The sequence below is a fragment of the Erwinia sp. Eh17-17 genome (assembly GCF_039675725.1).
GTDB lineage: Bacteria > Pseudomonadota > Gammaproteobacteria > Enterobacterales > Enterobacteriaceae > Erwinia.
In genome coordinates, this window is record NZ_JBDFQT010000006.1 from 139,143 (window position 1) to 160,914 (window position 21,772).

Annotated in this window: 22 protein-coding genes and 2 pseudogenes; 11 read left to right on the forward strand and 13 right to left on the reverse strand. The window is 49.7% G+C overall.

Going from position 1 to position 21,772, the window contains the following annotated elements; translation table 11 throughout:
* Positions 1–44: 44 nt before the first annotated feature.
* Entirely contained in the window at positions 45–632 is a 588-nt protein-coding gene (locus tag ABEH87_RS16250; RefSeq protein WP_346577742.1) for a TetR/AcrR family transcriptional regulator, read from the forward strand.
* A 137-nt stretch (positions 633–769) separates the two neighbouring features.
* Here ABEH87_RS16250 and ABEH87_RS16255 read toward each other — a convergent pair whose 3' ends face one another.
* Positions 770–1,765: a serine hydrolase domain-containing protein gene (locus ABEH87_RS16255; RefSeq protein WP_346577744.1), complete on the reverse strand. Its 996-nt coding sequence runs from the start codon at positions 1,763–1,765 to the stop codon at positions 770–772.
* A 385-nt stretch (positions 1,766–2,150) separates the two neighbouring features.
* The gene (locus tag ABEH87_RS16260; RefSeq protein ID WP_339457126.1) at positions 2,151–2,534 is read right to left on the reverse strand and encodes a lysozyme inhibitor LprI family protein; all 384 of its coding nucleotides are present in this window, start codon (positions 2,532–2,534) and stop codon (positions 2,151–2,153) included.
* Between the two features lie 990 nt (positions 2,535–3,524).
* Here ABEH87_RS16260 and ABEH87_RS16265 point away from each other — a divergent pair.
* The 3 genes from ABEH87_RS16265 (at position 3,525) to ABEH87_RS16275 (ending at position 5,076) form a co-directional block, all read left to right on the forward strand.
* Positions 3,525–3,740, forward strand: coding sequence for a hypothetical protein (locus ABEH87_RS16265; protein ID WP_346577746.1), 216 nt, complete (start codon positions 3,525–3,527; stop codon positions 3,738–3,740).
* 587 nt (positions 3,741–4,327) lie between these two features.
* Complete coding sequence (locus tag ABEH87_RS16270) at positions 4,328–4,573, forward strand: hypothetical protein (RefSeq protein WP_346577748.1); 246 nt, start codon at positions 4,328–4,330, stop codon at positions 4,571–4,573.
* A gap of 149 nt (positions 4,574–4,722) precedes the next feature.
* Positions 4,723–5,076, forward strand: a complete 354-nt coding sequence (locus ABEH87_RS16275) for a hypothetical protein (protein ID WP_346577750.1) — start codon at positions 4,723–4,725, stop codon at positions 5,074–5,076.
* A gap of 90 nt (positions 5,077–5,166) precedes the next feature.
* Here ABEH87_RS16275 and ABEH87_RS16280 read toward each other — a convergent pair.
* Together ABEH87_RS16280 and ABEH87_RS16285 are read right to left on the reverse strand one after the other, a co-directional pair.
* Positions 5,167–5,288: pseudogene (locus ABEH87_RS16280) on the reverse strand (integrase core domain-containing protein); the annotation flags it as partial.
* Positions 5,289–5,413: 125 nt separating this feature from the next.
* A complete protein-coding gene (locus ABEH87_RS16285) occupies positions 5,414–6,157 on the reverse strand; it encodes an SDR family oxidoreductase (RefSeq protein ID WP_346577903.1) in 744 nt (247 codons plus the stop codon).
* A 294-nt stretch (positions 6,158–6,451) separates the two neighbouring features.
* Between ABEH87_RS16285 and ABEH87_RS16290 the strand changes: the two genes are divergently transcribed.
* Complete coding sequence (locus tag ABEH87_RS16290) at positions 6,452–6,889, forward strand: VOC family protein (protein ID WP_100703025.1); 438 nt, start codon at positions 6,452–6,454, stop codon at positions 6,887–6,889.
* An 81-nt stretch (positions 6,890–6,970) separates the two neighbouring features.
* On the forward strand, positions 6,971–7,468 hold the full coding sequence (locus tag ABEH87_RS16295; RefSeq protein ID WP_346577752.1) for a hypothetical protein: 498 nt from the start codon (positions 6,971–6,973) through the stop codon (positions 7,466–7,468).
* Positions 7,469–7,623: 155 nt separating this feature from the next.
* On the opposite strand, the gene ABEH87_RS16300 is transcribed toward ABEH87_RS16295, so the two are convergent.
* Positions 7,624–8,532 (reverse strand): LysR family transcriptional regulator, encoded by a 909-nt coding sequence (locus ABEH87_RS16300; RefSeq protein WP_346577754.1) that lies wholly within the window; start codon positions 8,530–8,532, stop codon positions 7,624–7,626.
* A 100-nt stretch (positions 8,533–8,632) separates the two neighbouring features.
* On the opposite strand from ABEH87_RS16300, the gene ABEH87_RS16305 reads away from it, so the two are divergent.
* On the forward strand, positions 8,633–9,760 hold the full coding sequence (locus tag ABEH87_RS16305; protein WP_346577756.1) for an FAD-dependent monooxygenase: 1,128 nt from the start codon (positions 8,633–8,635) through the stop codon (positions 9,758–9,760).
* Positions 9,761–9,968: 208 nt separating this feature from the next.
* On the opposite strand, the gene ABEH87_RS16310 is transcribed toward ABEH87_RS16305, so the two are convergent.
* The 6 genes and pseudogenes from ABEH87_RS16310 to ABEH87_RS16335 form a co-directional block, all read right to left on the reverse strand.
* Positions 9,969–10,346 (reverse strand): RidA family protein, encoded by a 378-nt coding sequence (locus ABEH87_RS16310; protein WP_346577758.1) that lies wholly within the window; start codon positions 10,344–10,346, stop codon positions 9,969–9,971.
* A gap of 156 nt (positions 10,347–10,502) precedes the next feature.
* Positions 10,503–10,691: pseudogene (locus ABEH87_RS16315) on the reverse strand (Rid family hydrolase); the annotation flags it as partial.
* Between the two features lie 18 nt (positions 10,692–10,709).
* Entirely contained in the window at positions 10,710–11,801 is a 1,092-nt protein-coding gene (locus ABEH87_RS16320) for an ABC transporter ATP-binding protein (protein ID WP_346577760.1), read from the reverse strand.
* A complete protein-coding gene (locus tag ABEH87_RS16325; protein ID WP_346577762.1) occupies positions 11,798–12,592 on the reverse strand; it encodes an ABC transporter permease subunit in 795 nt (264 codons plus the stop codon). The genes ABEH87_RS16320 and ABEH87_RS16325 overlap by 4 nt, the downstream gene beginning before the upstream one ends.
* Complete coding sequence (locus ABEH87_RS16330) at positions 12,589–13,515, reverse strand: ABC transporter permease subunit (RefSeq protein WP_346577764.1); 927 nt, start codon at positions 13,513–13,515, stop codon at positions 12,589–12,591. Before ABEH87_RS16330 ends, ABEH87_RS16325 begins: the two co-directional genes overlap by 4 nt.
* 7 nt (positions 13,516–13,522) lie before the next feature.
* Entirely contained in the window at positions 13,523–14,632 is a 1,110-nt protein-coding gene (locus ABEH87_RS16335; RefSeq protein ID WP_346577766.1) for an ABC transporter substrate-binding protein, read from the reverse strand.
* Between the two features lie 582 nt (positions 14,633–15,214).
* On the opposite strand from ABEH87_RS16335, the gene ABEH87_RS16340 reads away from it, so the two are divergent.
* Genes ABEH87_RS16340 through ABEH87_RS16350 form a run of 3 tightly spaced genes read left to right on the forward strand, consistent with a single transcriptional unit; the run spans position 15,215 to position 18,373 of the window.
* Complete coding sequence (locus ABEH87_RS16340; protein ID WP_346577905.1) at positions 15,215–16,030, forward strand: DeoR/GlpR family DNA-binding transcription regulator; 816 nt, start codon at positions 15,215–15,217, stop codon at positions 16,028–16,030.
* Positions 16,020–17,549 carry an alkaline phosphatase family protein gene (locus ABEH87_RS16345; RefSeq protein ID WP_346577768.1) on the forward strand — a complete coding sequence of 510 codons (1,530 nt, stop codon included), beginning with the start codon at positions 16,020–16,022 and terminating at the stop codon, positions 17,547–17,549. Before ABEH87_RS16340 ends, ABEH87_RS16345 begins: the two co-directional genes overlap by 11 nt.
* Entirely contained in the window at positions 17,546–18,373 is an 828-nt protein-coding gene (locus ABEH87_RS16350; protein ID WP_346577770.1) for a metallophosphoesterase, read from the forward strand. Before ABEH87_RS16345 ends, ABEH87_RS16350 begins: the two co-directional genes overlap by 4 nt.
* 186 nt (positions 18,374–18,559) lie before the next feature.
* Here ABEH87_RS16350 and ABEH87_RS16355 read toward each other — a convergent pair whose 3' ends face one another.
* Positions 18,560–19,354, reverse strand: coding sequence for a helix-turn-helix transcriptional regulator (locus ABEH87_RS16355; protein WP_346577772.1), 795 nt, complete (start codon positions 19,352–19,354; stop codon positions 18,560–18,562).
* 87 nt (positions 19,355–19,441) lie between these two features.
* On the opposite strand from ABEH87_RS16355, the gene ABEH87_RS16360 reads away from it, so the two are divergent.
* Positions 19,442–20,632, forward strand: coding sequence for an MFS transporter (locus ABEH87_RS16360; protein WP_346577774.1), 1,191 nt, complete (start codon positions 19,442–19,444; stop codon positions 20,630–20,632).
* A gap of 82 nt (positions 20,633–20,714) precedes the next feature.
* Here the strand turns inward: ABEH87_RS16360 and ABEH87_RS16365 are convergent, their stop codons facing one another.
* Positions 20,715–21,644 carry a LysR family transcriptional regulator gene (locus ABEH87_RS16365; RefSeq protein ID WP_346577776.1) on the reverse strand — a complete coding sequence of 310 codons (930 nt, stop codon included), beginning with the start codon at positions 21,642–21,644 and terminating at the stop codon, positions 20,715–20,717.
* Positions 21,645–21,772 lie beyond the last annotated feature (128 nt).

A 21,772-nucleotide genomic window follows, 5' to 3' on the forward strand; every position in this document is an offset into this window, starting at 1 on the left:
AGTGTTTGTAAATAATCATTCATGGCGTATGTAAGGAGCAAAGTATGGTTCGTCGGACCCGCGCTGATATGGAAGAGACAAGAGCCACACTGTTAGCCACTGCCCGTAAGGTTTTTCGTGAATATGGCTACGCTGATACCTCAATGGATGACCTGACCGCGCAGGCAGGGCTGACCCGTGGCGCGCTTTATCATCACTTTGGTGACAAAAAAGGATTGCTGACGGCCGTTGTGGAGCAGATAGATGACGAGATGGATCAACGCCTGCAGGAGATTTCCAGTGATGCAGATGACCCGTGGGAGGGCTTTTGTCACCGCTGCCGGGCTTACCTCGAGATGGCGCTGGAACCTGAATTTCAGCGCATTGTGTTGCGTGATGCAAAAGCGGTGCTGGGGGGGGCCTCCCCTGAATCACAGCGTCATTGCCTGGAATCCATGCGGGGCCTGATTCACGATCTGGTTCAGCAAGGTGTCGTGGAAGATGTCGACCCTGAGGGACTGGCTTCTCTGATATACGGTAGTCTGGCAGAAGCGGCATTCTGGATTGCCGACGGTGATGAGAGCAATACGAAGCTGACACAAGGCATTACCGCGCTGAACCTGTTACTTCGCGGATTGCGACGGACTGGCTGAAAATCATGCGGGCATGCGCGGGCAGGGGGGGCCGCGACTGGCGACAAACCGTCATCAGGGAGTGTGGTGCCGCGTTGAGCGAGCAGCGGACGTCCAACTTATGCCCTTATCATTGAGCCAGATAAGAAAAAATATTTTTATGCAGTTATTGAAGTCATGTCATTAAACAATCTTACAGCCATTGAACAGACATCATAATCTTCGATGTTTGATAATACTGCCAGGGTATAGGCTGCTTCCTGTGAGCGCAAAAAATATGTTTCTCTTCCAAACGTAGAACCCTGGTGACAATAAATTTTTCCTGATTTATCCTCATCGAGCTCAATGCCAAAGCAGTATGAATTATGGTCTTCAATCATAATGTTGGCGTCAGTAGTCAGGGGAAGAGGGGTAAGCATTTTTCTTATCAACTCCTTTCCTCCGACCAAACCCGAAGAAAAATTCAGTCCCCATTTCATTAAATCATTAGCAGATGAGTGTACAAGGCCTGCTCCGGTAACGCCCCATGGGCTGTGAACAGGGAGAAATATATTGTTATCTTTTTCTTGATATCCGCTGACAGATTCCTTCTCCATAGAAACCCCATCAGAAACAAAGGAATCATTCATATCCAGAGGTGAAAATATTTCCTTTTTAACAAAGTCCGGGTAGCTTAGTCCTGAGACTTTTTCAACCACTTGAGCAAGTAAAATATATCCAGTATTACTGTACTCGTACCGGGTTCCGGGAGTAAATTTTAAATATTTTCTTTCGCTAATTCCTTTGATTATATCTTCGGTTTTAAATGGTGAGTAATAGTCAACGCCTTTATCTTCAGCAATATCAAAAAGACACGGGAGTCCAGAGGTGTGATAGATTAAGTTTTCAAGTGTTATATTATCTGTAAGGAGTTTAACTTCTGGAATGAAGTCGAAGAGGTTGTTATTTAAATTCAGTAATCCATTTTTTTCCAGGAGAAGAATGCTGAATGCTGTAAACTGCTTTGATACTGAAGCAAGATCGAATATGCTATTTTTATTGATTGGTACACCGGTCAGCATATCTTCAACACCCATGCTGAACTCGCTAGTTCTGCCATCATCAAAGTGCATAAGTGCAATAACACCGGGTCTGTTAAATAATGAGTTGGTCATAATTATCCATCAAATCTGTTAATTATTAATACATGCAATTTAATAATCAAAGCGATATTTTCAAAGAGGTAATTGTTCCTTCCTTGCAGTGTTTCTGAGTCGCGTTCGTCATACAAGCGTGGTTAACAGAGACATAATAATCGCCTTAAATACCATAATTTGTAAAATGTTTATAACTCCAGAACCGAAAGCATCTGTGGTTCGCGCGCGGTTTTCTTGTTATACAATATCCCAATGTTTGCATCTGGCACGAAACAGGCCCTCTAAGGGTTAATATGTCCGCCAGAGCGAAGAGCGGACATAATTTGCAAGACAGAAAAATCATAATCGCACTAACTCTGCCCGGGTCGAATTCGAATATCATTAAAGGATCAATGCGAATTCTTCATAATGGACAGCTCACATCACCTTCAGGGCAGCTAAGCATGTCTTTCAGTTCTTTGGTACGTTGTTCAGTTTTTGCCTTGAGGCAGAGCCCGATATTCATTGAATTAACGGAACCTTCACGCGATGCAAAAGTCTGAAACTGACAATCAGCATCACGATATTCGATCCATTTTTTCTGAGCCTTCCGAAAAAGTGCTGTTTGTTCTCCAGAGGTGGATTTCAGAACCTGCTGATAGGTAGAATTCAATTCCTTGTCAGCTTTCTTGTAATCTGCATTCGCGCACTGGTTCATTTCAAGCTGGGTTTCTGCATTGTCACAGTCTGCTGCCGAGACCTGAGATACAGGCCAGAGGAGCAGCGAAGCAAGAATCAGTTTTTTCATAAATACTCCATTAATATGATGAACTCACGTTTAATTTGAAACGCCAGACGCAGGTTAAGGCAATAGGGGTTGCTGGTTTGCTGAATATGTCAGCAAGATTTTATCTGGTAGTGAACGGCTTTTCATCTATTTTTGCACGCATAAGTGCATAGGGTTTCTGGTGCATATCTTTATTCATATGAAACGCCGGCTGGCGATGCGGCTGGTGCACAATAAAGTACAGATAGCCTTCTGACCTGCCCCCCGGCCTGTCGCCACAGGCCTTTTTCGACTCGGCGTCCGGAACGGACGGAGATACCGGTAGTTGCCGCCGACACTTCCTGAGTAAGACCTTTATTTCGTTGAGTTATGGAAAAATCGACCTGTCTGATGTTGAGCGTCACAACCTCTCCATGGGAAGAAGAAACATGACGCTAAGATTATAAACAGGCCAAAGTAATTGTCGCCTGATACCTCAGGTTCAGATTGGTTATATAACAATGATATTTGCTTCTGCTTTTTTTGAATTTAGGGTTATCACTTACTACTTCTGTTAAGAATAGCGCTTAATAAAAATGTAATATGTATCATTTCATGAAAAGAGTAAATTGTTAACAGAGTAATCATTGGTATTAAATGTCTTTTAATATCAATTGGTTAATCGCGCCCTGACAGCTCGGTAACTTTCTTTTGAAATTTAAAAAAACATTCTAAAACAACGGAAAACGTTTCATTACACTCCATGGTTTTTATTTTCCAGTTAATTTAACTTTAATGAAGTAGCTCATTAGCTACGGGATGGGCCAACGATTATCTCATGTATTTATTACCTTTAAGGATGGATTATGAGACATAAAAAATTAACTCTTGCTTTGGGTGTTTTTGTCCTCTCTGCGGCGCGACTTTCTGTCGCCGCACCCTTACATAACGAACCGTTTACGGATCACTCCCCACATACCTTCTTGCTTGTCGGCGATGCTAATGGCGGTGACGGCGGGAACGGGGGTTCTGGTGCCAATTCTCCTGGTGGTTCTGGAGGAGACGGAGGAAATAACAGCGCCAGCGGTAACGGGAACGGCAGTGGTAATGACAACGGTACTGGCAACGGTTCAGCTAACGGCAATGGTTCCGGAGACGGTGACGGCGGCGGTGATGGTGGCGACGGCGGTGGCGATGGTGGTGGTGGTGACGGCGGCGGAGCGTAATCAGGCTGCAGAATCTAACTAAAAATGGTCGCCTGATGAAGGCGGCCATTAATTAAAGGATGAAACTTTTATGTCAAAGCTACACAACACTCTGATTTTTTTTCCGCTGTCTGCAGGGCTGCTCCTTTCCCTGCCGGTATTCAGTCAGACACTCCCGCAGGACACTATCCAGCTGTCTGCCTGTGAGAGCCAGAACGGACAGGATGGGAACGGCACTTCGCCTGACGGAGAAAATGGTAAAGACGGCGTGCCTGGCACAGGCTGTCTGAACGGAGGTAACGGCGGTAACGGCTCTGCTTCAGGTGGTAACGGCGGAAATGGGGGAAATGGCGCAGGCGCTGCGAATGAAACCCATCACAAACACCACAAACATCATAAAAATACACACGGTAGCGCTAATGGTGGAAACGGTGGTGATGGTGGGTCAACAGACAATGCGCCCGGAGGTGCTGGCGGTGATGGAGGTAACAATGACCAGTCAGAACATCTGTAAACGATGCCGTACCGTACTAAGGTGCTCCACGCTAATACTGGCGTTTTTAACACACTACGCTTATGCCTCTGCGGCATATCCGATCCCTTTTCCTGATTCCTTATCACTGATTTCTGATGGTGGAAACGGCGGGGACGGTGGTCCGGGTGAAAACGGAGGGGATGGCGGTAACGGCGGCAATGCTGGCACAGGCTCCCACTCAAATGGCGGAAATGGTGGAAATGGAGGCACAAACGGAGCCGATGGAGGGGATGGTGGCAACGGAGGAAGCGGGAATAATTCATCCGGTGGTGACGGTGGTGATGGTGGTGATGGTGGTGATGGTGGTGATGGTGGTGATGGTGGCGGCATATAATTTATAACGCAGAGGATGATATGAAAAACCTTCTCATGAAAGTTGTATACCTCATTATTCTGACCTCAGCATTACTGAGACCTTTCGTTGCCGTATTCACTGTAACGTCCTCTCTGGCGGCCGGAATATTCAGCACGGCGGCATGGGCAGACGGTGATGGTGGCGACGGTGGTGACGGTGGCGGTGAAGGAAACGGCGGAGACGGAGGGAATGCTGGCTCTGGCAGCAACGGAGATGGCGGCGACGGCGGTAATGGAGGTGAGAACGGAGGAAACGGAGGGAACGGCGGTAATGGTGACGGATCAGGTAATGGTGGAAACGGAGGCGATGCGGGTCCTGGCGGCGTCGGCGGTCAGGGTGGCAGTGGCGGGAATGAGGGAGGACATGATGGTTCTCCCGGGAGTAGTGGCGCTAAATAGTTATCCGTCTGCCGTTAACGTGGTCTGCCGGAGGTTAATTACCCCGGCGACCTCATGCATACAGACTGAGCAGACAGTAAGGCAATGCTGAGACAACGTGCTGCAGGGCCTGAACTGCGAAAGCCGGCACTGAACAAAGGGAACAGATCACTTCATTCTGGCTGCATATTCTGGCAACCGGCAGATTTTTGGCAAATTCACAGGGCGTCATCCAGCCCGGTGCAGAATGAGGACGACGCGCCATGCCCCGATTTTGCACCGTGCATCCTCCAGAGACATGAACCCGTTCTCGTTCAGACATTCGGACTGAGTAGCCCTGGCTCAGGGATTAATCAATATCCTCTCCTGGCACGATGTAGACATGATGGTGCGAGTGGTCCGCTGTGAGCGAGGAGCGACGTTGAGTATTCTGCTCAACGTCACCCAGTTCAGCTCCTGGCGTTAAGATCTTCGCGAGTTGGGCCTTGAAAGTAGATGCTACTTATATGGCAACTACGCGGTTGTGTCAGCACAAAACGAATCGTTTCCCAGATCGATCGTCCATTCATTAAACGTTCTCCCATTCTGGATTGACTATCGACAGACGTATCTAACCCAGTAAATTCAAAATCCGGAGGGTACAACCCGGTAACACGTATATTTTCTTCAGATAACTGCTGTGCCAGTTTAGTTGTAAACCCGCTAAGCCCGTGTTTACTGGCGAAAAAGGCTGGGTGGGCAATAGAATCCGTAAAATTCGGGATCCCACATGAAGATATAATTGAGACAATATCAGCATTTCCTGAACGTCTTAACCCAGGCAGCAGAGCCTGAGTCAGTAGAATCGAACCTGTCAGGCCTGAACTGACGGTATTGATAATTTCTGTGTCAGGCTGATCGTCTAATCTCCCTGACAACCACTGAGCAGCATTCAGGATTAAAATGTCTACAGGCTTCTCTGAAGTTAACAACTGTGAAGAAAACTGAGAAAGGGATTCAGGCCGGGTTAAATCACAGATATACCCTTTTGCAATGCCGCTTTCAGCCGCGATGATGCTGCAGGTTTTTTGAATATCTTCAGCCCGCCGTGCGCTAAAATCCACCTCGACACCCTCTCGTGCCAGCCACACGCACAGCGCCTGGCCAAATCCCCCGCCTCCACCGGTAATAACAGCTCTTTTACCTCTCAGCATCTTCATTCATCCTTTTCCTGATGACTATGTGTGGATGTAGGTATACATGAGGGAGTTAAGTGACATCTTTCAGTTAATGCTCTTTTTGCATGAGGAACAGAAATAAGCTGCACTGCAAACTGTTTAAGCGTGTGTCAGGGGATTAGCAACGTCCGCTTCTGGCACGATGCAGACATGATGGTGCGAGTGGTCCGCTGTGAGCGAAAAGCGGACATTTACAATTTATCGTGTAGAAATAAAGCAGGCTTTCTATATAGTTGGATGATGAACTTTCAAAACTCAGCAGGTAAGTGCATGATCTTAAATGTTAATCACGTTGGTTTTTCAGTTAAAAACATTGAAGACTCATTATTTTTTTGGACTCAGATTCTTGGAGGTAAATTATTACGTGAAGGAAAAATGTCCGGACCTATAATCGATGAGGTAACAGGTGCAAGGGGAGCTGATGTACGAATGGCTTTGCTTGAACTGGCTGATATTCGAATTGAATTACTACAATACAATAACATTGAGCAGCCAGAAGAACCTTCAGCGCCCTATATCCCAGGCTACGCTCACCTTGCTTTTAATGTAGAGGATCTTGATACGCTCTTGGGCAAAGTATCGGACTACGGCTGGAAAACGCCGGGTAAACCTCAGACAGTATTGTCAGGCCCCATGCAGGGAACCAGAGTAATATATTTACAAAGCCCTGATGGTCAGACGCTTGAATTGATGGAACGCAGTCAATGAGGCCCACATATCATGGCCTGTTATCCTCTAATTAAAACAGAGATGTTTGCTATATGACGCTTTCTAAGGAGCATGCAAAATATGTTCGACCATTCTACCCACCCCGAAGTCGCCGAATGGTTTGCAAGGTTTGGTGTTGCCGAGGTGTCATATAGCGGGTGTTCCGTCGACCTGACCAACGAACCGCCTGAGCACTGGTTTTACAAGCGCAACAAGTTGCGGCCTGAAAGCCTGAAACTGGATTTGCGCATCCCATCTAACGGGAACTGGTTGGTCGACCTATCGCGTCATGACAAGCTGTTCAACATTCAGTGGCGCCCGAATGATGACTTGCGCATCGAGTCGGAGCAACTGCGCTATCGAAAATTGATCAAATGGCCCCGACTATACAGCCTTATGGATTTTCCCCTGCTGGCTGGGCAACTTGAGCAATGCCTGGATGTGCGCTTCCTGCGGCATGCCAATTTCGGAGCGCGCTTGCTCGAACCCGAGGCGCTGTCGTGCAATTCCAAAATCCGTCAATGGTTAGCACCCTGCGCCGACACTTTTGGATGGAACAGGAAAATGCAGCCGGAGTAGCGAGTATGGTGAAGCACACTCATTTATTTTGACAAATGCCAGGAAACAAAGGGGGGTAAGCCAGCTTAATGCAGCTATACGGAAAAACTTCGCCTTTAAAACATTTCACCGGAATTTCTTTTCACTTTGTCCAGGATACTGGATTGCTTAGTCAATCATGTTCCTTCCTTACTGCGTATATCTAATTGAGCAATAGCCTCTTGCAGGTGTTCCAGAAACGCCTTCACTTTCACCTGTAGGTATTTTCTGCCGGAATAGAGCGCGTACAGCACCAAATCTTCGGGTTCGCGGTTACAGTTAATTTTAACAAGGGAGCCGTTATTGATTTCTGATTCACAGGCATGGAGAGGCAAAATGGCGAAACCAAGTCCTTTTAGTGCAGCGGCCTTGGCCATCTGTCCACTGTTCACCTTATAGCTGGACTGCACCTGGACGTTTTGGTTTTGTTTAAATCTCCAGGGCATTCCCTGGAGTACCGACATACTCGTAATGCAGGGGGTTTTGGTTAGTTCATCCACCGATTGTGGTGATGGGTGACGTTTCAGAAGTTCTGGTGCGGCCACCACACAGCTCGGCCAACGCAGAATTTCCCTCGCAACCCAGCAAGAATCCTCCAGTGGTCCACGTCCAAAGCGTAATATCAGATCGAATCCATCCAGTAGGCCCTCTGTTGGATCCAATTGTGTGTCACAACTGAGCTGTATTTGTGGATGCTTGATGCAGAAGTCAGCGAGAATATCTGCCATGAATGGAAGGTCTGGTGTAATGATCTTCAGGTGGCCTGATACTGAATCACCAAACAGTGCGACTTCTTGCAGAGCATGATCCAAAGCGTGCGTGAGCGGCGTAATGGATTGATACAGCATTCTACCGGCAGCGGTTGGCATTATTTTACGCGTCGTACGCTCCAGTAGCCGCACATGAAGTTGTTGTTCAAGTAAAGCGACATGTCTACTGACATTGGACGATGGCAACTGAAGATGCTCTGACGCGAGCTTAAAACTCAGCTTTTCATAAACCACCTGAAAGCTGATCAGCCACTGCAATTCACATTTATCAATCATTAATTATCCCAAAAAATGAGATTAACAAAGTTATAACTCTATATTTATCAATAATCAGGTGATCATTACAATTTTCGTTAAGTTTCTCAACAGGAAAGTAATGATGACCAAGCCTAAGAAAATTGCCATCGTAGGTGCCGGCGTTGCTGGAATGGCACTTGGAATACTCGCGACCAAACAGGGCCATCAAGTCAGCCTGTTTGAGCGTGGCAGCAACGTGTCTCACATGGGAGCTGGCGTGACTTTATGGCCCAATGCCATGTTCGTCATGCAGAAGATGGGGCTGGACGAAAAGATCAAGCACGTAGGTGGTACACCGTGCATGATGCGCCAGTTTGATCGGAATGGTCACCTTCAGACGCAGTTCGATATTTTAGCCGTGAATTCACTTTGCGGTTTTCCGAGTGTGACAGTGTTACGGCGTGAACTGATGCGCTTACTGGCTGGTAGGTTAGAGAGTCTGGGTAGGGAGATTAAATTCAATTGTTCAATCACTACTGCGGACGTCACGAAATTGAGCCTGGAGTTTGATTTAGTCGTCGGAGCTGACGGGCGTATGAATTCAGTCGTTCGTCAGTCATTGCATGGGGAAAAAGAAACGCCTCGTTATCATGGTTTTGTGAACGTGATAGGAGTGGGAAGGCAACGAGAGGACACATTGAACAACGCTATTGATGACTTTCGCGGTCAAGGTGAGCGTTTTGGTATCGTCCCGGTGAAGGATGGGTTGTGCTATTGGGCAGGAGCGTGGAACGCTCCTGTTGACAATGAACGTCCTCGGGCACATTGGTACAATGAATTGCATCAGCGTTTTCGAGACTGGCCTGATCCAGTGCGGAATTTGTTGCTGTCATGTGACAGTGCATCTATTAAGAGCATTTTCGTGCATGACATTGACCCTCTTCCCTTTTGGCATCAAGACAATGTTTTAATCATCGGGGACGCGGCTCATGCTTCCTTGCCGACATCTGGGCAGGGAGCATGTCAGGCGCTGGAAGATGCATGGCACCTTACTTGTTTAATGAAGGAGACAGATGATTTGGAAATTGCTCTGCAGGCCTTTTACCAACAGAGACATATCAAAACCTCAGCTGCGCAGTTGGTTGGAAGACAATTCGCTAAAAAAATTTTTTCTGAGCAGCCTGAACCACTGCTGCCTGCATCCACTATTTCCGCAGCAGAACTCAGTCGGTTCTGGATGCAGGGTTTAAAGCCTGTAGCCTTCTGAAACCTGGTTATAAGGATGCGGTATGACTGTATGTCAGACGAATACTGACCAGTACGATGTTATTGTTAAACACTGAACTCATAATGTCCGCTTCTGGCTGTGCGTTCAACGGGTCGATGCAACGCTATCCTTAAAGAAGGGGGACGTTATGTTTGATAAAACGGCATTAGAGCCGAACAGTTTTCACTTTCCGGCTATGAGCAATTAATCAAAGGCCGAATATAGCCTCAATTTCTATCGAGAGGTCAGGTGAGAAGAGGCGGCTGACTTCTACGAGCGAGCTGGCGGGCAGGTGCTCACCGTAATTTTGATACAGTACTTTGCGTAGCCCGTTTATCTCCTCAAAAGATGTGATGAATATAGTCACTTTGATTAGTGCTGAAAAATCTATCTCTTCTACGCTAGCAATTTTCCTTATTTGGCTGAATATTTCTTCAGCCTGCTCAACGATGCCTTCATGTTGTGCCGCTGTGCCAAACGCGGTCAGGCCGGAAATATAGAGCGTGTTGCCGTGCTTTACCGAATGGACGTAAGGGGCTTTTACTTCACCTAACACACGGTAATTCTTTCTAACCGGATTGCTCATGCCGATGGCCTTTTGAAAGGAAACAAGCCACAACCTTACCATTCCACTGTGAATACTCAACGTTGATTGGCGTATCGTTAAGTCGGATGTGAAACAACGCTTTTCGTAGTGATGTCCTCATCCCGTTGATGTGGACGTCACTAACATCAAGGTCTTTCAGCCAGCGGAGGTTGGTGCTGGGATTCGGGCAATGACCTTAATTTCAAAATCGAATCCCGCAAGCCAGGTAACACCAACGGCTGTCCAGTTCGGGTAGGGGGGCTGCGGGAAAATTGACTGTTTCACCTGCATAATCGTCGGAAACTGATTTTCCGGGTCAGTATGGAAGGTGGTGACATCAACCAAACGTTGCAACAGAACCCATTATTCCGCTCGCATCACAAACACGCTGTTAGGGTCTATCGAAATATCAACGTCCTCGCCGCGCGACGGCGGGGAAGACAGTGGCGTGTTAAACATGTCAATAGTGATTGTCTCATTGCCAACGAGCAGGCGAACCCGAATGACGGAACCATAAAAGCCAACCCCCGTAACCTTACCTCTCAGTATGGCATCTCCCTTGTGGGCGCCAAAGCGTATTGCTTCTGGCCGGACGGCCAATGAGATATGGTCGCCCCGCGCTAAACCATGCGGAAGTTCCAGATTTTTGAGAGTTGCGGTTGCGAGCTCAACCGCCCCGCTCGCAGGGTCCAATAGTGTTGCCTTGAGGACAGAAAGTGTTCCAACGAATGATGCGACAAAACGTGTGGCCGGACGATTGTAAATTTCAAGTGGTGTGCCAAATTGCTCAACGCTTCCACTGTTCATCACAGCAACCCGGTCAGACATCGACAATGCCTCTTCCTGGTCGTGAGTCACAAAAAGCGTCGTGATGCCAAGTTCAGTTTGGATGTCTCGAATCTGTTCGCGCAAAGAAAGACGAATCTTTGCATCGAGTGCCGAGAGCGGTTCATCAAGCAAGAGCATCGCTGGTTTTGTTGCCAACGCTCGTGCCAAAGCCACGCGCTGTTGCTGCCCGCCCGAAAGTTCGTAAGGAAAGCGCCGCTCGAACCCTGTCAGACCGACGAGTTCCAACATTTCAGCAACACGCCTTTGAATGTCTCGATCTGCCATAGCCGCGATTTTTAGACCAAAGCCGACGTTGGCGGCAACCGACATATTCGGGAACAGCGCGTAAGTTTGGAATACCATTCCGAGGTTGCGTTGATCTGGGCGCAACCTGGAAACATCTCTCCCATCAATCAGAATTCGGCCAGTTGTCGGATGCTCAAATCCTGCAATCATACGCAATACCGTAGTCTTTCCGCAGCCTGATGGGCCGAGAACCGAAATGAATTCGCCTTTGCGTACTTCAAGATCCAGATTGCGAACGACTTCATGCTCCCCAAACCGTTTGATGACCCCGGAAAGGTGAAGGGCGGTATTTGTTTTAGCGGAGGACGCGACCAGATTCATTTACTCTCTCTCTGCACATTAGGGGAAAAGCGCGCCAAAAATTGGACCAGTCCCATGGCGGTCCAGGTAATGAAGAATGACAGAATAACCAATGCCGCCGGTTCATAGGCCTTTGCGACCCCAACTCTCTGAATATAGGGGCCAAAGGCAGGCCTTGTGAGAAGACTCGCCATTACAAACTCACTGATTACAACGGCGAAAGTCAGGAACGCACCAGACAACACTGAAACCAGTATATTTGGTAGAATTATGCGGATAATAATAGTGATTGGTCTGGCGCCAAGAATTGTTGCGGCCTCAGTAAGCACGCGGGCATTGATTGCCTGGAGGCCGGTATCAACAGCTCGATACAGATACGGGAGCGCTAACGTCACGTAACCACATATCAACAATATATCGGACCCGCGAGAAGTTCCTGTAAGAGGAAGCAGCGATGAAGAAGAAAACATTCGCACATAACCAAACACCAATATTATTGGTGGAACGATCAGCGGCAGCAGCACGATAAACTCGACGGCCGGCCTAAGCCATGGGAGGCGCAGGCGTACCAAATATACGGTTGGCACGACGAGAATAGTACCTACGAAGATGGTGCATAAGGCGATGAGCGCCGAATAACTGAAACTCGAAACGAAATCCGGATCGGCGAACACGTAACGATAGGCATCGAAACTGTAACCATCGCGCCTTAGGCTAAGCGAGAACTCTGCTGTACTGATCAATGGCATGAGGAAAAAAGCAACACCCAGGGACAGACAGGTCCAACGAAGAAGATGCATAGTTTTTATCATCTGAGCCACCGTTCAGCGCGGGTGCGGAGGATAAGATAGATCGTGTTGGCAAACGCCATGACGATAATCATGCCAAGCGCCAGTGCAGCACCGAGACTCTCATTGTGCAGGACGTCACCACGGATCTGCGCATATAGCACAATCGGCACGATGTTCACCGCGTAACCGGTGAGGGCGTAAGCTGTGGCAATTGCCCCGAACGAGTTCGCGAAAAGGAGCGCTAGTGTCCCAAGGAGGCTGGGCCACAATATGGGCAGGCCAATATGTCGCCAATATTGCCAAGAGCTGGCGCCCAGGATTGACGCAGCTTCGCACCAGTCTCTACGCAAGCCATCAATGGCTGGCATCATGATGGTAATCGTGATCGGGATCTGGAAAAAGAGATAAGTGACTGTTAGACCCCAGAAGCTGGCCAGATCGAAGCCGGCGGCATAAATATCAATGCCAAAGGCCGCCTTGATTGCTACGGTGACCAATCCGAGACGTCCAAGTGTTGCGACGAACGCAAAGGCGAGCGGAACTCCCGAGAAGTTCGAAGCGACACCGCAGAATGTCATCACGATAGAACGGACCTTAGTGCTACGTATACCGCGCCCCACGGTTAGAGCAAGGCCGAGGCCAATTACTGCACCAATCACAGCTGACGCTGCAGAGAGCCTTATAGACTCGGCAAACGCGCCCGTAACCTCAGGCGTATTGAGGTCAGCAAAATTCCCGAACGTCAGGTGCCCCTGCTGATCGACAAACGCGTTGGCGATCAGTGCAACTGTTGGCGCGACCATCATCACGAGAGCGAAGATGAAAAACGGCGCGACTCCGATCAGCGCGGACCAATCCAATCGTCGTAACGCTGAAGCTCGCCGAGTGATAGGAAGCTTGCTGGGTTCGGAAATCCTCAACTCAGGGACATCCTTCTCTGACACGGACACCTCAGTTTTTCCAGGCATTTGCGTTGATTCTCGTAGTCCAGTTTTCAGCGACAATCTTGCCGACTTCAATCAAATCCTGAAGTGACGGGAACACAACATTATCCCCGGATGGAGGAAGTTTAGTGACCATCTCATCCGTTATTGAGCCAGCCTTCCGCATTTGGTCGAAACGGATCGGATGGCAGAGACCCTGCAGAAATCCGATCTGCCCTTCGTCGGAATACAAGTACTCCATCCAGAGCTTCGCCGCGTTGGGATGAGGTGCATACTTGCTGATCGCCTGGGCGTAAACGCCGGCAACGGTCACCTTGGGGACGATTGTTTCAATTAGAGGGTTACCGTGGAAGTTTTCGTTGTAGATGATTCCGTTAAAATCCCAGCGTGTTGTAATTGGCGTTTCGCCTTTGGCAATTGCAGCAGCGGTGCCGAAAGTCGGAACGAGATTGCCGATTTCATTGAGTTGACGGTAGAACTCTATACCCGCCCTGGCTGCATCGGCACCCGATTTCGCGCCAGTGGCCAGCCCGGCGGCATAAATGCTCAGGATCGCGTTGTTCGCCGTTCTCGGGTCTGCTGGCACCGAAATGCTTTTCTTGTACATCGGATCGCGGAGATCGGACCAATCAGTAGGGCTTTTCTTGGCCACGTCCTTGTTCACAAGGAATGCCAACACGCCATAATAGTCGCCGTACCAGTGCCCCTCCGGATCCTTAACGGCGTCCGGAATCGAATCCCAGGTCTTGACCTTGTACGGCTGCAGTAATTCTTCCTGCATGGCAGTCGGACCAAACACCATGCCAACGTCGATGACGTCGGGAGCCTGCGGCCCCGTGTTCCCGATGTTAGCCTTGATCGTAGCAAGTTCTTCTCCCGAACCAGCGTTTGGATTCAGTTCATTTACGACGATGCCGTACTTGTCTTTGAAGCCCTGAATGAGAGCTCCGTAACCGCACCAGTCGTGTGAAACGCCAATAACTGTCAATTGACCTTCAGCTTTGGCGCCAGCGACGAGGGCATTGAGGTCCTGTGCCGATGCAGTGATGGGAAGGACGGCCAGCGCCATTGTCGCCACGCTGGCAAGCAGTCCCGCAGTGATATTAACGTGCATCATTTTCTCCTGGTTTTCATCCAACGAACAGGGCCCTGGAGGCATCCAAACGAGGCCGCCTTATTGACAGCCAGATTATTGACCTTGCGTTACATTAATGTGACATTAATTGATTATAAGTGATCTTTTATGGCTTTGGCCTCGTCAAGAGGCATTGCTCTTTGTACCTCTTGCTATTCGTCATATGTCTTCCGAATTAAATGGCATTAATATCAATATGTTGTTCGGGTTTGGAAAGATAGCGCTGGAGATTATGAAGAGATTCCCACCTGGGAAAAACGAGTTAAAATGATACTGGTGCTGTGAAATATATGTTCTGTGAGGACGTTCGGCTTTGAAAATGTGGGTATTTAGGCCTTTCCTCAGAATATATTTCGCTATTAAGTCCGAATGGTTCCCTCCTGCTTCCCTGTCGATGGTCTCCGCAGGTTCCATACTTGGGTGTTGTTGATCGTAAGCCTATATTACAGCTGCCTTTCTTAGATCAGTCTATTGGATCGGGTGGGCGTCGTTGACACGACGTCGCACACAAAATATCATTATATCTCAATAAACATAACATTCTGGCCAGGAGTACCCCGCGTGATGACTGAAGTTCGAAGCCAACGAATGGGCAGATTGCCAGCTGCTAGCCGGCTGCAGGCCATAACCGAAATGGTCGATGCTGGATCAAGTATCAGCATTGCCGGGCTAGCGGAGCAGTACTCAGTATCGATGGAAACCATACGTCGCGATATCGCAGCATTGGAAAAGGAAGGGCTCGTCTACCGTGTGCACGGTGGCGCCATGCCGGCTGGGCGTTCAGCTTCTATCAACATCCGGGTAAATAACCTCATTCTCGAGAAAGCGTCGATAGGCGCATTGGCGGCGAGGTTGGTTGAGAAAGATGAATGGATATTCCTGACGCATGGAAGCACGACACTCTCAGTCGCGAGAGCGCTTAACGATGGTCCTCCAATTTCCGTGATGACTAATATGCCGGCAATTGCTGAGGCTCTCCACGGTGGGGCAAAGCATCGCGTAGTGTTAACCGGCGGCGAATACAACCACGCTGATGGTGCTTTGGGTGGCCAGCAGGTTCTTGAGGCTATTTCCGAGTGCGTGTTCGACACCGTCATTATGGGTACTTACGGAATCAACCCTGTGCATGGGTTGGTCGAGGCCGAGAAATACTACCAGCATCTCAAGCGCCTACTTTGTCAGAGGAGTAGCAGGCGTATCTTTGTTGCTGACCACAGCAAGTTCGGCGCTTCAGGCCCTTACGTTTCCGTTCCTCTATCAGATATAGGCATCATCGTCACGGACGACGCTCCGCCAAAAGACTTCGTCACCGTTTTCAATGAATCGGGCGTCAAAGTTATTTATCCAAGTACTGTTGGGACTAAACAACATGACCTGTAAAGCGAAAAAAGTCATTATTCTTGGCATTGATGGCTTAAGACCGGACATGGTCAACGAATTGACGATGCCCAATCTGACTGAACTGGGACGAAAGGGCACTTGGAGCAAGAACCATAAGACCGTGTTCCCTAGCGAGACAAGAGGCGCGTTGACGGCTCTCGTCACTGGATCAAACGCTGAAACCAACGGGATTTTCGGTAATCAGTTCTACATCAGGGACTCCGACCCCAATCAGATTTTCACTGAAACTACCCACGACTGGTATGCAGCTGATAATCGGCTGAAAGGGCAGTTGGTCACCGCTACATCGCTTGCGAAAGTCTTGCGTGACGCAGAGAAAAACCTCGCAGTCATAACGTCCAGTGGACCTGGAGCTCTGTCGGCGTTGAATTGGCAAGGTGACAAGTACGGACAAATTGGGTTCAATGTAAAACATCCTCAGACGGCCTTCCCTCATGGCTTCGCAGCGAGAGTACATCGCAATCTAAAAATTCCAGCCGGAGGCCTGTCAGTGGACGGCCCGAAAACAGCTCTCAAGTTGTTTCAGAAGGAAGTATGGCCACACCATCGTCCAGCCGTATCTATCCTTTGGTTCACAGAGGTCGACAGCGCGGCTCATTTGTACGGATTAGGCTCGCCCGAACATTATGACAGGATGCGCCTTTGCGACGATGTGGTAGGAGAGTTTCTCTCCTGGCACAGCCTTCAACCCGACCGGGACGAAATCAGCATCTTTGTCGTGTCTGACCACGGGCACATCACTATTAATGGTTTGGTGTCAGTTGCAGAAGAACTGCGAAAGGCCGGCTTTGCCGCAGACTCGTCTTTCGAGGATAAGGCTACTGATCTTCTTTTGAGACCCGGCCGTGCAGCGGGAATTTGGATGCGAAGGTTCGATCCCGTACTTCTCGGGGATGTTTTGAGCTTTATGACTGAACAAGCATGGTTTGGTGGTGCATTTACTCGTGCCATTGAGCCGGGGGCCCATGACGGTATCTTGGCCAACACGCTGGCGCTCGAACTTATTGGTGCCGGCGGACCCCGCGCGCCAGATTTATGCGTCAATCTTGCAGCCGGTCTCGGCGTCAACGCAACTGGCATCTGCGGTAGTGCCTATTATGATGCGGGTGACTACGACTTGCGACTGGGGGGTGGAACGCATGGCGGTCTCCACGCTGCCGAGCTTTCGTCCGTTCTCGCCACCTTTGGGGCGGGGCAGTCGAAGGGGCTCATTGCGGATGCGCCAAGCTCAATCACAGATATCGCTCCGACAGTCCTGAGCATATTAGGTATACCATGCCCAGCATCAATGAGCGGGAGGGTCCTGAAAGAGCTTACTGACGACAGGTCAATTTTGAGCGAGGTCACCAGTAAGAAGATACGATCGTCGGGAGGCATCAAACCAACCGTGCTCAGCGTCTCAAGGTTGGGTGACCGCATGTACCTGAACGAAGGAGGCATTGAGGGGGCTATGTCGCACGACATCACGACAAGTGGCGGTGTTGGAGCGGTACAATGACCAGCAAAGTTCGCGCGGAGAACAGTAGAACACCGTTGGAGGTGGATTTCAGAAGTGGGGATTGGGAGCACTTGCGGATCAGAGCGCAAGCACCGATGACCTCTCGCCGGATCTACGCGGTCGCTGATATCCACGGCTATGATTTTCAGCTCAACGCCATGGTGAGGAGAATCTGGGAAGATATGGCGGAGGTGCCGAGCGCAAAGCCCATCATTATATTTCTTGGTGACTATATCGATCGTGGCCCGAACTCCAAACTCGTGGTCGAAAGACTTTGTGAACTGCAGAATAGCAGAATACTGGACTGTGTTTTTTTGAGAGGTAACCATGAGCAATGGCTCCTCGATTTCTCGCAAGACAGTACCATTCTTCCTGTCTGGGGCCGAAAAGGAGGTCTGCAGACTCTCTGTTCATATGGGGTGCCCTTGTCGCAAATTGAAGCAGGCATCGGGAACCCCTTGGTTGCCAAGGATGTCCGTCATCAATTCTTGAACCTGGTGCCAGTGGAACATATGGCGTTCTTTCGTTCTTTAGTGAGTCACTTTGAATGGGGTGACTACTTTTTTGCCCACGCGGGCGTTGATCCAGACATCCCGCTCGATCAGCAGACTGATCATGACCTGACGTGGATCCGTTACAAATTCCTGGACTCAACAAAGGATTTCGGGAAAGTAGTGGTCCATGGACATACCCCGGCCAGGAACGTAGAAAGCCTGCCGAACAGAATTAACGTTGATACGGAAATTTACACCCGCGGAGTTCTCAATTGCGTAATTCTGGAAGATAAAACTCGCCACCTCCTCAGCGTTAAAGGTGATTGTTGAACACACTTCGCTTGATGCGGTGTATGAACAATCGGGCTTGCCACAAACTGAGGTGAAGTGTGGTCGGCCTCTCTACAGCCTGTTTCAGGCGGCCGCAATCGTTGCGGTGTTTCATGTGCCATCGCTTTGAGCGAATAGCGGACAACAGAAGGGCTTCGTCAACATCCGCTGATTATCGGTGTTGTATCAATCCAGAGAAGAAAAGTATTGTGTCGGTGATTTCCCCAGCGCTTTTCTGAACATTGTGATAAATGCGCTTACTGAGTCATATCCAACAATACCGGCTACGCTCTGTACGGATTTACCTTCAGCAAGATGGCTCAGGGCTATCATCAAATGCAGTTGCTGACGCCAACGGCCAAAGCTCATTCCCGTTGCGTTTTTTACCAGTCTGGCCAGAGAACGTTCGCTGATTGCAAGACGGATAGCCCACTGCTGTAACGTCCTCCGATCGCCGGGGTTCTTAAAAAGCGCATCTGCCATCTGACGGATTTTAGGATGCCTGGATACAGGCAGATGGAGCGCTTCAACCGGCGCATCAGGAATATATTCCAGAAGAACAGCCGCCAGCCTGGCCGTTTTGCTGTCTGGTGAATAAGCATGTTCCTGCTCTGCCAGAAACAGAATAAGTTCGCGAACCAGAGAGGTAACGGCAAGGGTACAGCAGTTTTCCGGCATTGCTGCCGCGCCGGGTTCGATAAAAAGAAAACAGGTATCGGCATTTTTTGTCACCCGGCAACTGTGGGGAATTTCACCCGGAACCCAGACTGCATGTCCTGGCGGAACCATCCACAGTGCATCCTGAACCTCACAACTCACTGCACCATGTAAGGACAGAATAAGTTGCCCCTTACGGTGAGCGTGCGGACTCATCCCGTCATACTCACCTGTCGATGACACATGCAGCGCGAGAGCGGCCTGACTGAAAGCATCAGCATCAAATTCTTCAGGTGACGACACCAGTTTTCTATTGTTTGGCATGATTGAGCTATATGTTGTCAGGTTATCTATATTCTGTAACCCATTCGCACTTTAAAGTCTTTCTTTTTTCAGAAGAAAGCAAAATGTATGTTACACATTACGAACAAGTGGTCTTCAGTCATACTTGTGACCGGGATCCTTTTTATTGCCATTAACCTGCGTGTTCCCTTTACGGCTATCGCACCCGTTTTAGAACACATTCGTCATGATTTTGGACTGAGTATTACCGAAGTAGGACTTCTTAACTCGCTGCCTTTACTCGCCTTTGCAGCCTTTTCTCCCCTGAGCGCATCCACCTCCCGCAAGTTTGGTCTGGAACGCACACTTTTTGGTGCTCTGGCAGTGATTTCCGCCGGGATCCTGCTTCGATCCACAGGCAGTGTCTGGGCGCTGTATGGCGGAACAGTATTGATAGGCATGGGGATTGCCCTGGGCAACGTCCTGCTGCCTGGCCTTATCAAGCGTGACTTTTCCGGAAGCATGGCCTCCGTGACGGGCGCTTATTCCATCACGATGGGGGCCGCAGGCGCAGTCGGTTCTGCCATTGTCATTCCTCTGACGGAAACCTGGGGCTGGGACACCGCGTTGGCGATGCTGGTTATTGCACCGCTGCTTGCGCTGCTTTTATGGTTGCCCCAGTTAAAGAAAAAGCATCAGCTGCCAGAGTCGGGTGAGAGAAAAGCGGTGACCGTCGCGGTCTGGCGCTCGCCTCTGGCATGGCAGGTGACCTTATTTATGGGCCTGAACGCGATGCCGTTTTATGTTGCGGTGGGCTGGCTGCCAGCCATTCTTACTGACGGTGGTATTTCCTCTGCAAGAGCCGGTGAGGTACATGGCATCCTTCAACTGACCACCGCGATTCCGGGCTTAATTCTGGCGGCCACGCTGCGTCGTCTCAACGATCAGAAATTAGCTGCAGCCGGAGTCAGTCTTTTAACGGCAGTGTCCTTTGTCGGCATTCTGTACTTACCTAATGTGGCGATGCTGTGGGCAGCTCTTCTCGGCTTTGGCTCGGGTGCCAGCATGATGCTGGGCCTGACCTTCATCGGGCTTCGTACAAAAAATGCCGGTGACGCCGCCGCGCTGTCTGGCATGGTGCAGAGCGTGGGTTACCTGATGGCGGCAGTAGGCCCGCTGCTTCTGGGCAAAATCCACGATATGTCCGGAGGCTGGAAGGTGCCGCTACTGATGACGGCAGCAATCGCGGTCGCTGGCGCCTGCACCGGAATGGCCGCCGGGCGAAATGCGCATCTGGAGCCTGCACAGCAGCCAGGCTGAATTATCATAAGCCTCAGGGGAACGATTTGTTCTCCTGAGGCGGATGTTTTGAATTGAGGTTTTAAGCGCTTTTCATCTTGCTTTAGCCGATCTGTTGTCCAGAAGAATTCATGCCTCCTGCGCCATCCCTTAAAAGGCCGTCGACCCATTCCGTAAAAGCGCGCACGGCGGGAGAAAGAAAGCGTTGATGCGGATAAAGCATCGTTACCGGCACTGATGGCGGCTGCCAGTCCGCCAGAATCTCGATCAGCTTTCCGTGCTGCAGATGCTCAGAGATCACATTCTCAGCAAGCTGTGCCAGCCCAAAACCGTCAAGACACATTTTTATAAAGAGGCCCGTTTCGTTCACGGCGACATCTCCCTTTACCGGGACTGAGATCGCCTCAGTACCACACGTAAAACGCAGTTCATTCGAAAGTCTTCCCGAGCCTGAAAAGTAATGGATCGCCCGATGGCGAGACAACGCTTCAGGCGTCTCAGGGACACCGTACTCCCTGAGATAGTCCGGAGAGGCACAGGTTATCCAGCGAAACCGGCCAAGCGGACGGGCAACCAGCGTGGAGTCGGTTAATTCCCCGGTTCTGATGACGCAGTCCACGCCCTCCTGAACGAGATCGACCTGCCGGTCGCTGACCCCAATCATCAGATAGATATCCGGATAGCGCCGGTAGAAATCCTTCAGGTTTGGCATGACTATAAAATGGGCGATCCCACCAGGCATATCAACCCGCAGCCGCCCCTGGGGGCGCCTGACGGAATCCGTCAGGCTGGATTCCGTGTGTTCAATTAACGACAGGATTTCCCGGCACTGCGCAAGATACTGCAGGCCTTCCGGGGTCAGGCTGACCCGCCTCGTCGTCCGGTTAAGCAGACGAACCTGTAGGTATTTCTCCAGATTTTTAATCGTGCTGGTGACGGATGAAGAGGGTAGTGACAGTGTCTCTGCCGCGCGCACAAAACTTCCGGCTTCGGCGACCCGTGTAAAAACCTGCATAGCCTGAATCCGATCCATTGTCCTTCTCCCTGGCAAAGAGTGAGTCTGATTATTCGTAAATTATGAATTATGAAAACGTTTTAAGCATCTTTTTCAGGGTAATCGCGTGACGTATCATTTTCTCATTAATCAGAAAAGAAGAACTT

Coding starts and splice junctions, on each gene's coding strand:
- ABEH87_RS16355 (WP_346577772.1), bottom strand. CDS start 19,354: ATGCCAAACAATAGAAAACTGGTGTCGTCACCTGAAGAATTTGATGCT.
- ABEH87_RS16300 (WP_346577754.1), bottom strand. CDS start 8,532: ATGATTGATAAATGTGAATTGCAGTGGCTGATCAGCTTTCAGGTGGTT.
- ABEH87_RS16275 (WP_346577750.1), top strand. CDS start 4,723: ATGGTGGCGACGGTGGTGACGGTGGCGGTGAAGGAAACGGCGGAGACG.
- ABEH87_RS16285 (WP_346577903.1), bottom strand. CDS start 6,157: ATGCTGAGAGGTAAAAGAGCTGTTATTACCGGTGGAGGCGGGGGATTT.
- ABEH87_RS16270 (WP_346577748.1), top strand. CDS start 4,328: ATGGTGGAAACGGCGGGGACGGTGGTCCGGGTGAAAACGGAGGGGATG.
- ABEH87_RS16360 (WP_346577774.1), top strand. CDS start 19,442: ATGTTACACATTACGAACAAGTGGTCTTCAGTCATACTTGTGACCGGG.
- ABEH87_RS16325 (WP_346577762.1), bottom strand. CDS start 12,592: ATGATAAAAACTATGCATCTTCTTCGTTGGACCTGTCTGTCCCTGGGT.
- ABEH87_RS16340 (WP_346577905.1), top strand. CDS start 15,215: ATGACTGAAGTTCGAAGCCAACGAATGGGCAGATTGCCAGCTGCTAGC.
- ABEH87_RS16290 (WP_100703025.1), top strand. CDS start 6,452: ATGATCTTAAATGTTAATCACGTTGGTTTTTCAGTTAAAAACATTGAA.
- ABEH87_RS16365 (WP_346577776.1), bottom strand. CDS start 21,644: ATGGATCGGATTCAGGCTATGCAGGTTTTTACACGGGTCGCCGAAGCC.
- ABEH87_RS16305 (WP_346577756.1), top strand. CDS start 8,633: ATGATGACCAAGCCTAAGAAAATTGCCATCGTAGGTGCCGGCGTTGCT.
- ABEH87_RS16345 (WP_346577768.1), top strand. CDS start 16,020: ATGACCTGTAAAGCGAAAAAAGTCATTATTCTTGGCATTGATGGCTTA.
- ABEH87_RS16320 (WP_346577760.1), bottom strand. CDS start 11,801: ATGAATCTGGTCGCGTCCTCCGCTAAAACAAATACCGCCCTTCACCTT.
- ABEH87_RS16335 (WP_346577766.1), bottom strand. CDS start 14,632: ATGATGCACGTTAATATCACTGCGGGACTGCTTGCCAGCGTGGCGACA.
- ABEH87_RS16310 (WP_346577758.1), bottom strand. CDS start 10,346: ATGAGCAATCCGGTTAGAAAGAATTACCGTGTGTTAGGTGAAGTAAAA.
- ABEH87_RS16255 (WP_346577744.1), bottom strand. CDS start 1,765: ATGACCAACTCATTATTTAACAGACCCGGTGTTATTGCACTTATGCAC.
- ABEH87_RS16295 (WP_346577752.1), top strand. CDS start 6,971: ATGTTCGACCATTCTACCCACCCCGAAGTCGCCGAATGGTTTGCAAGG.
- ABEH87_RS16350 (WP_346577770.1), top strand. CDS start 17,546: ATGACCAGCAAAGTTCGCGCGGAGAACAGTAGAACACCGTTGGAGGTG.
- ABEH87_RS16260 (WP_339457126.1), bottom strand. CDS start 2,534: ATGAAAAAACTGATTCTTGCTTCGCTGCTCCTCTGGCCTGTATCTCAG.
- ABEH87_RS16250 (WP_346577742.1), top strand. CDS start 45: ATGGTTCGTCGGACCCGCGCTGATATGGAAGAGACAAGAGCCACACTG.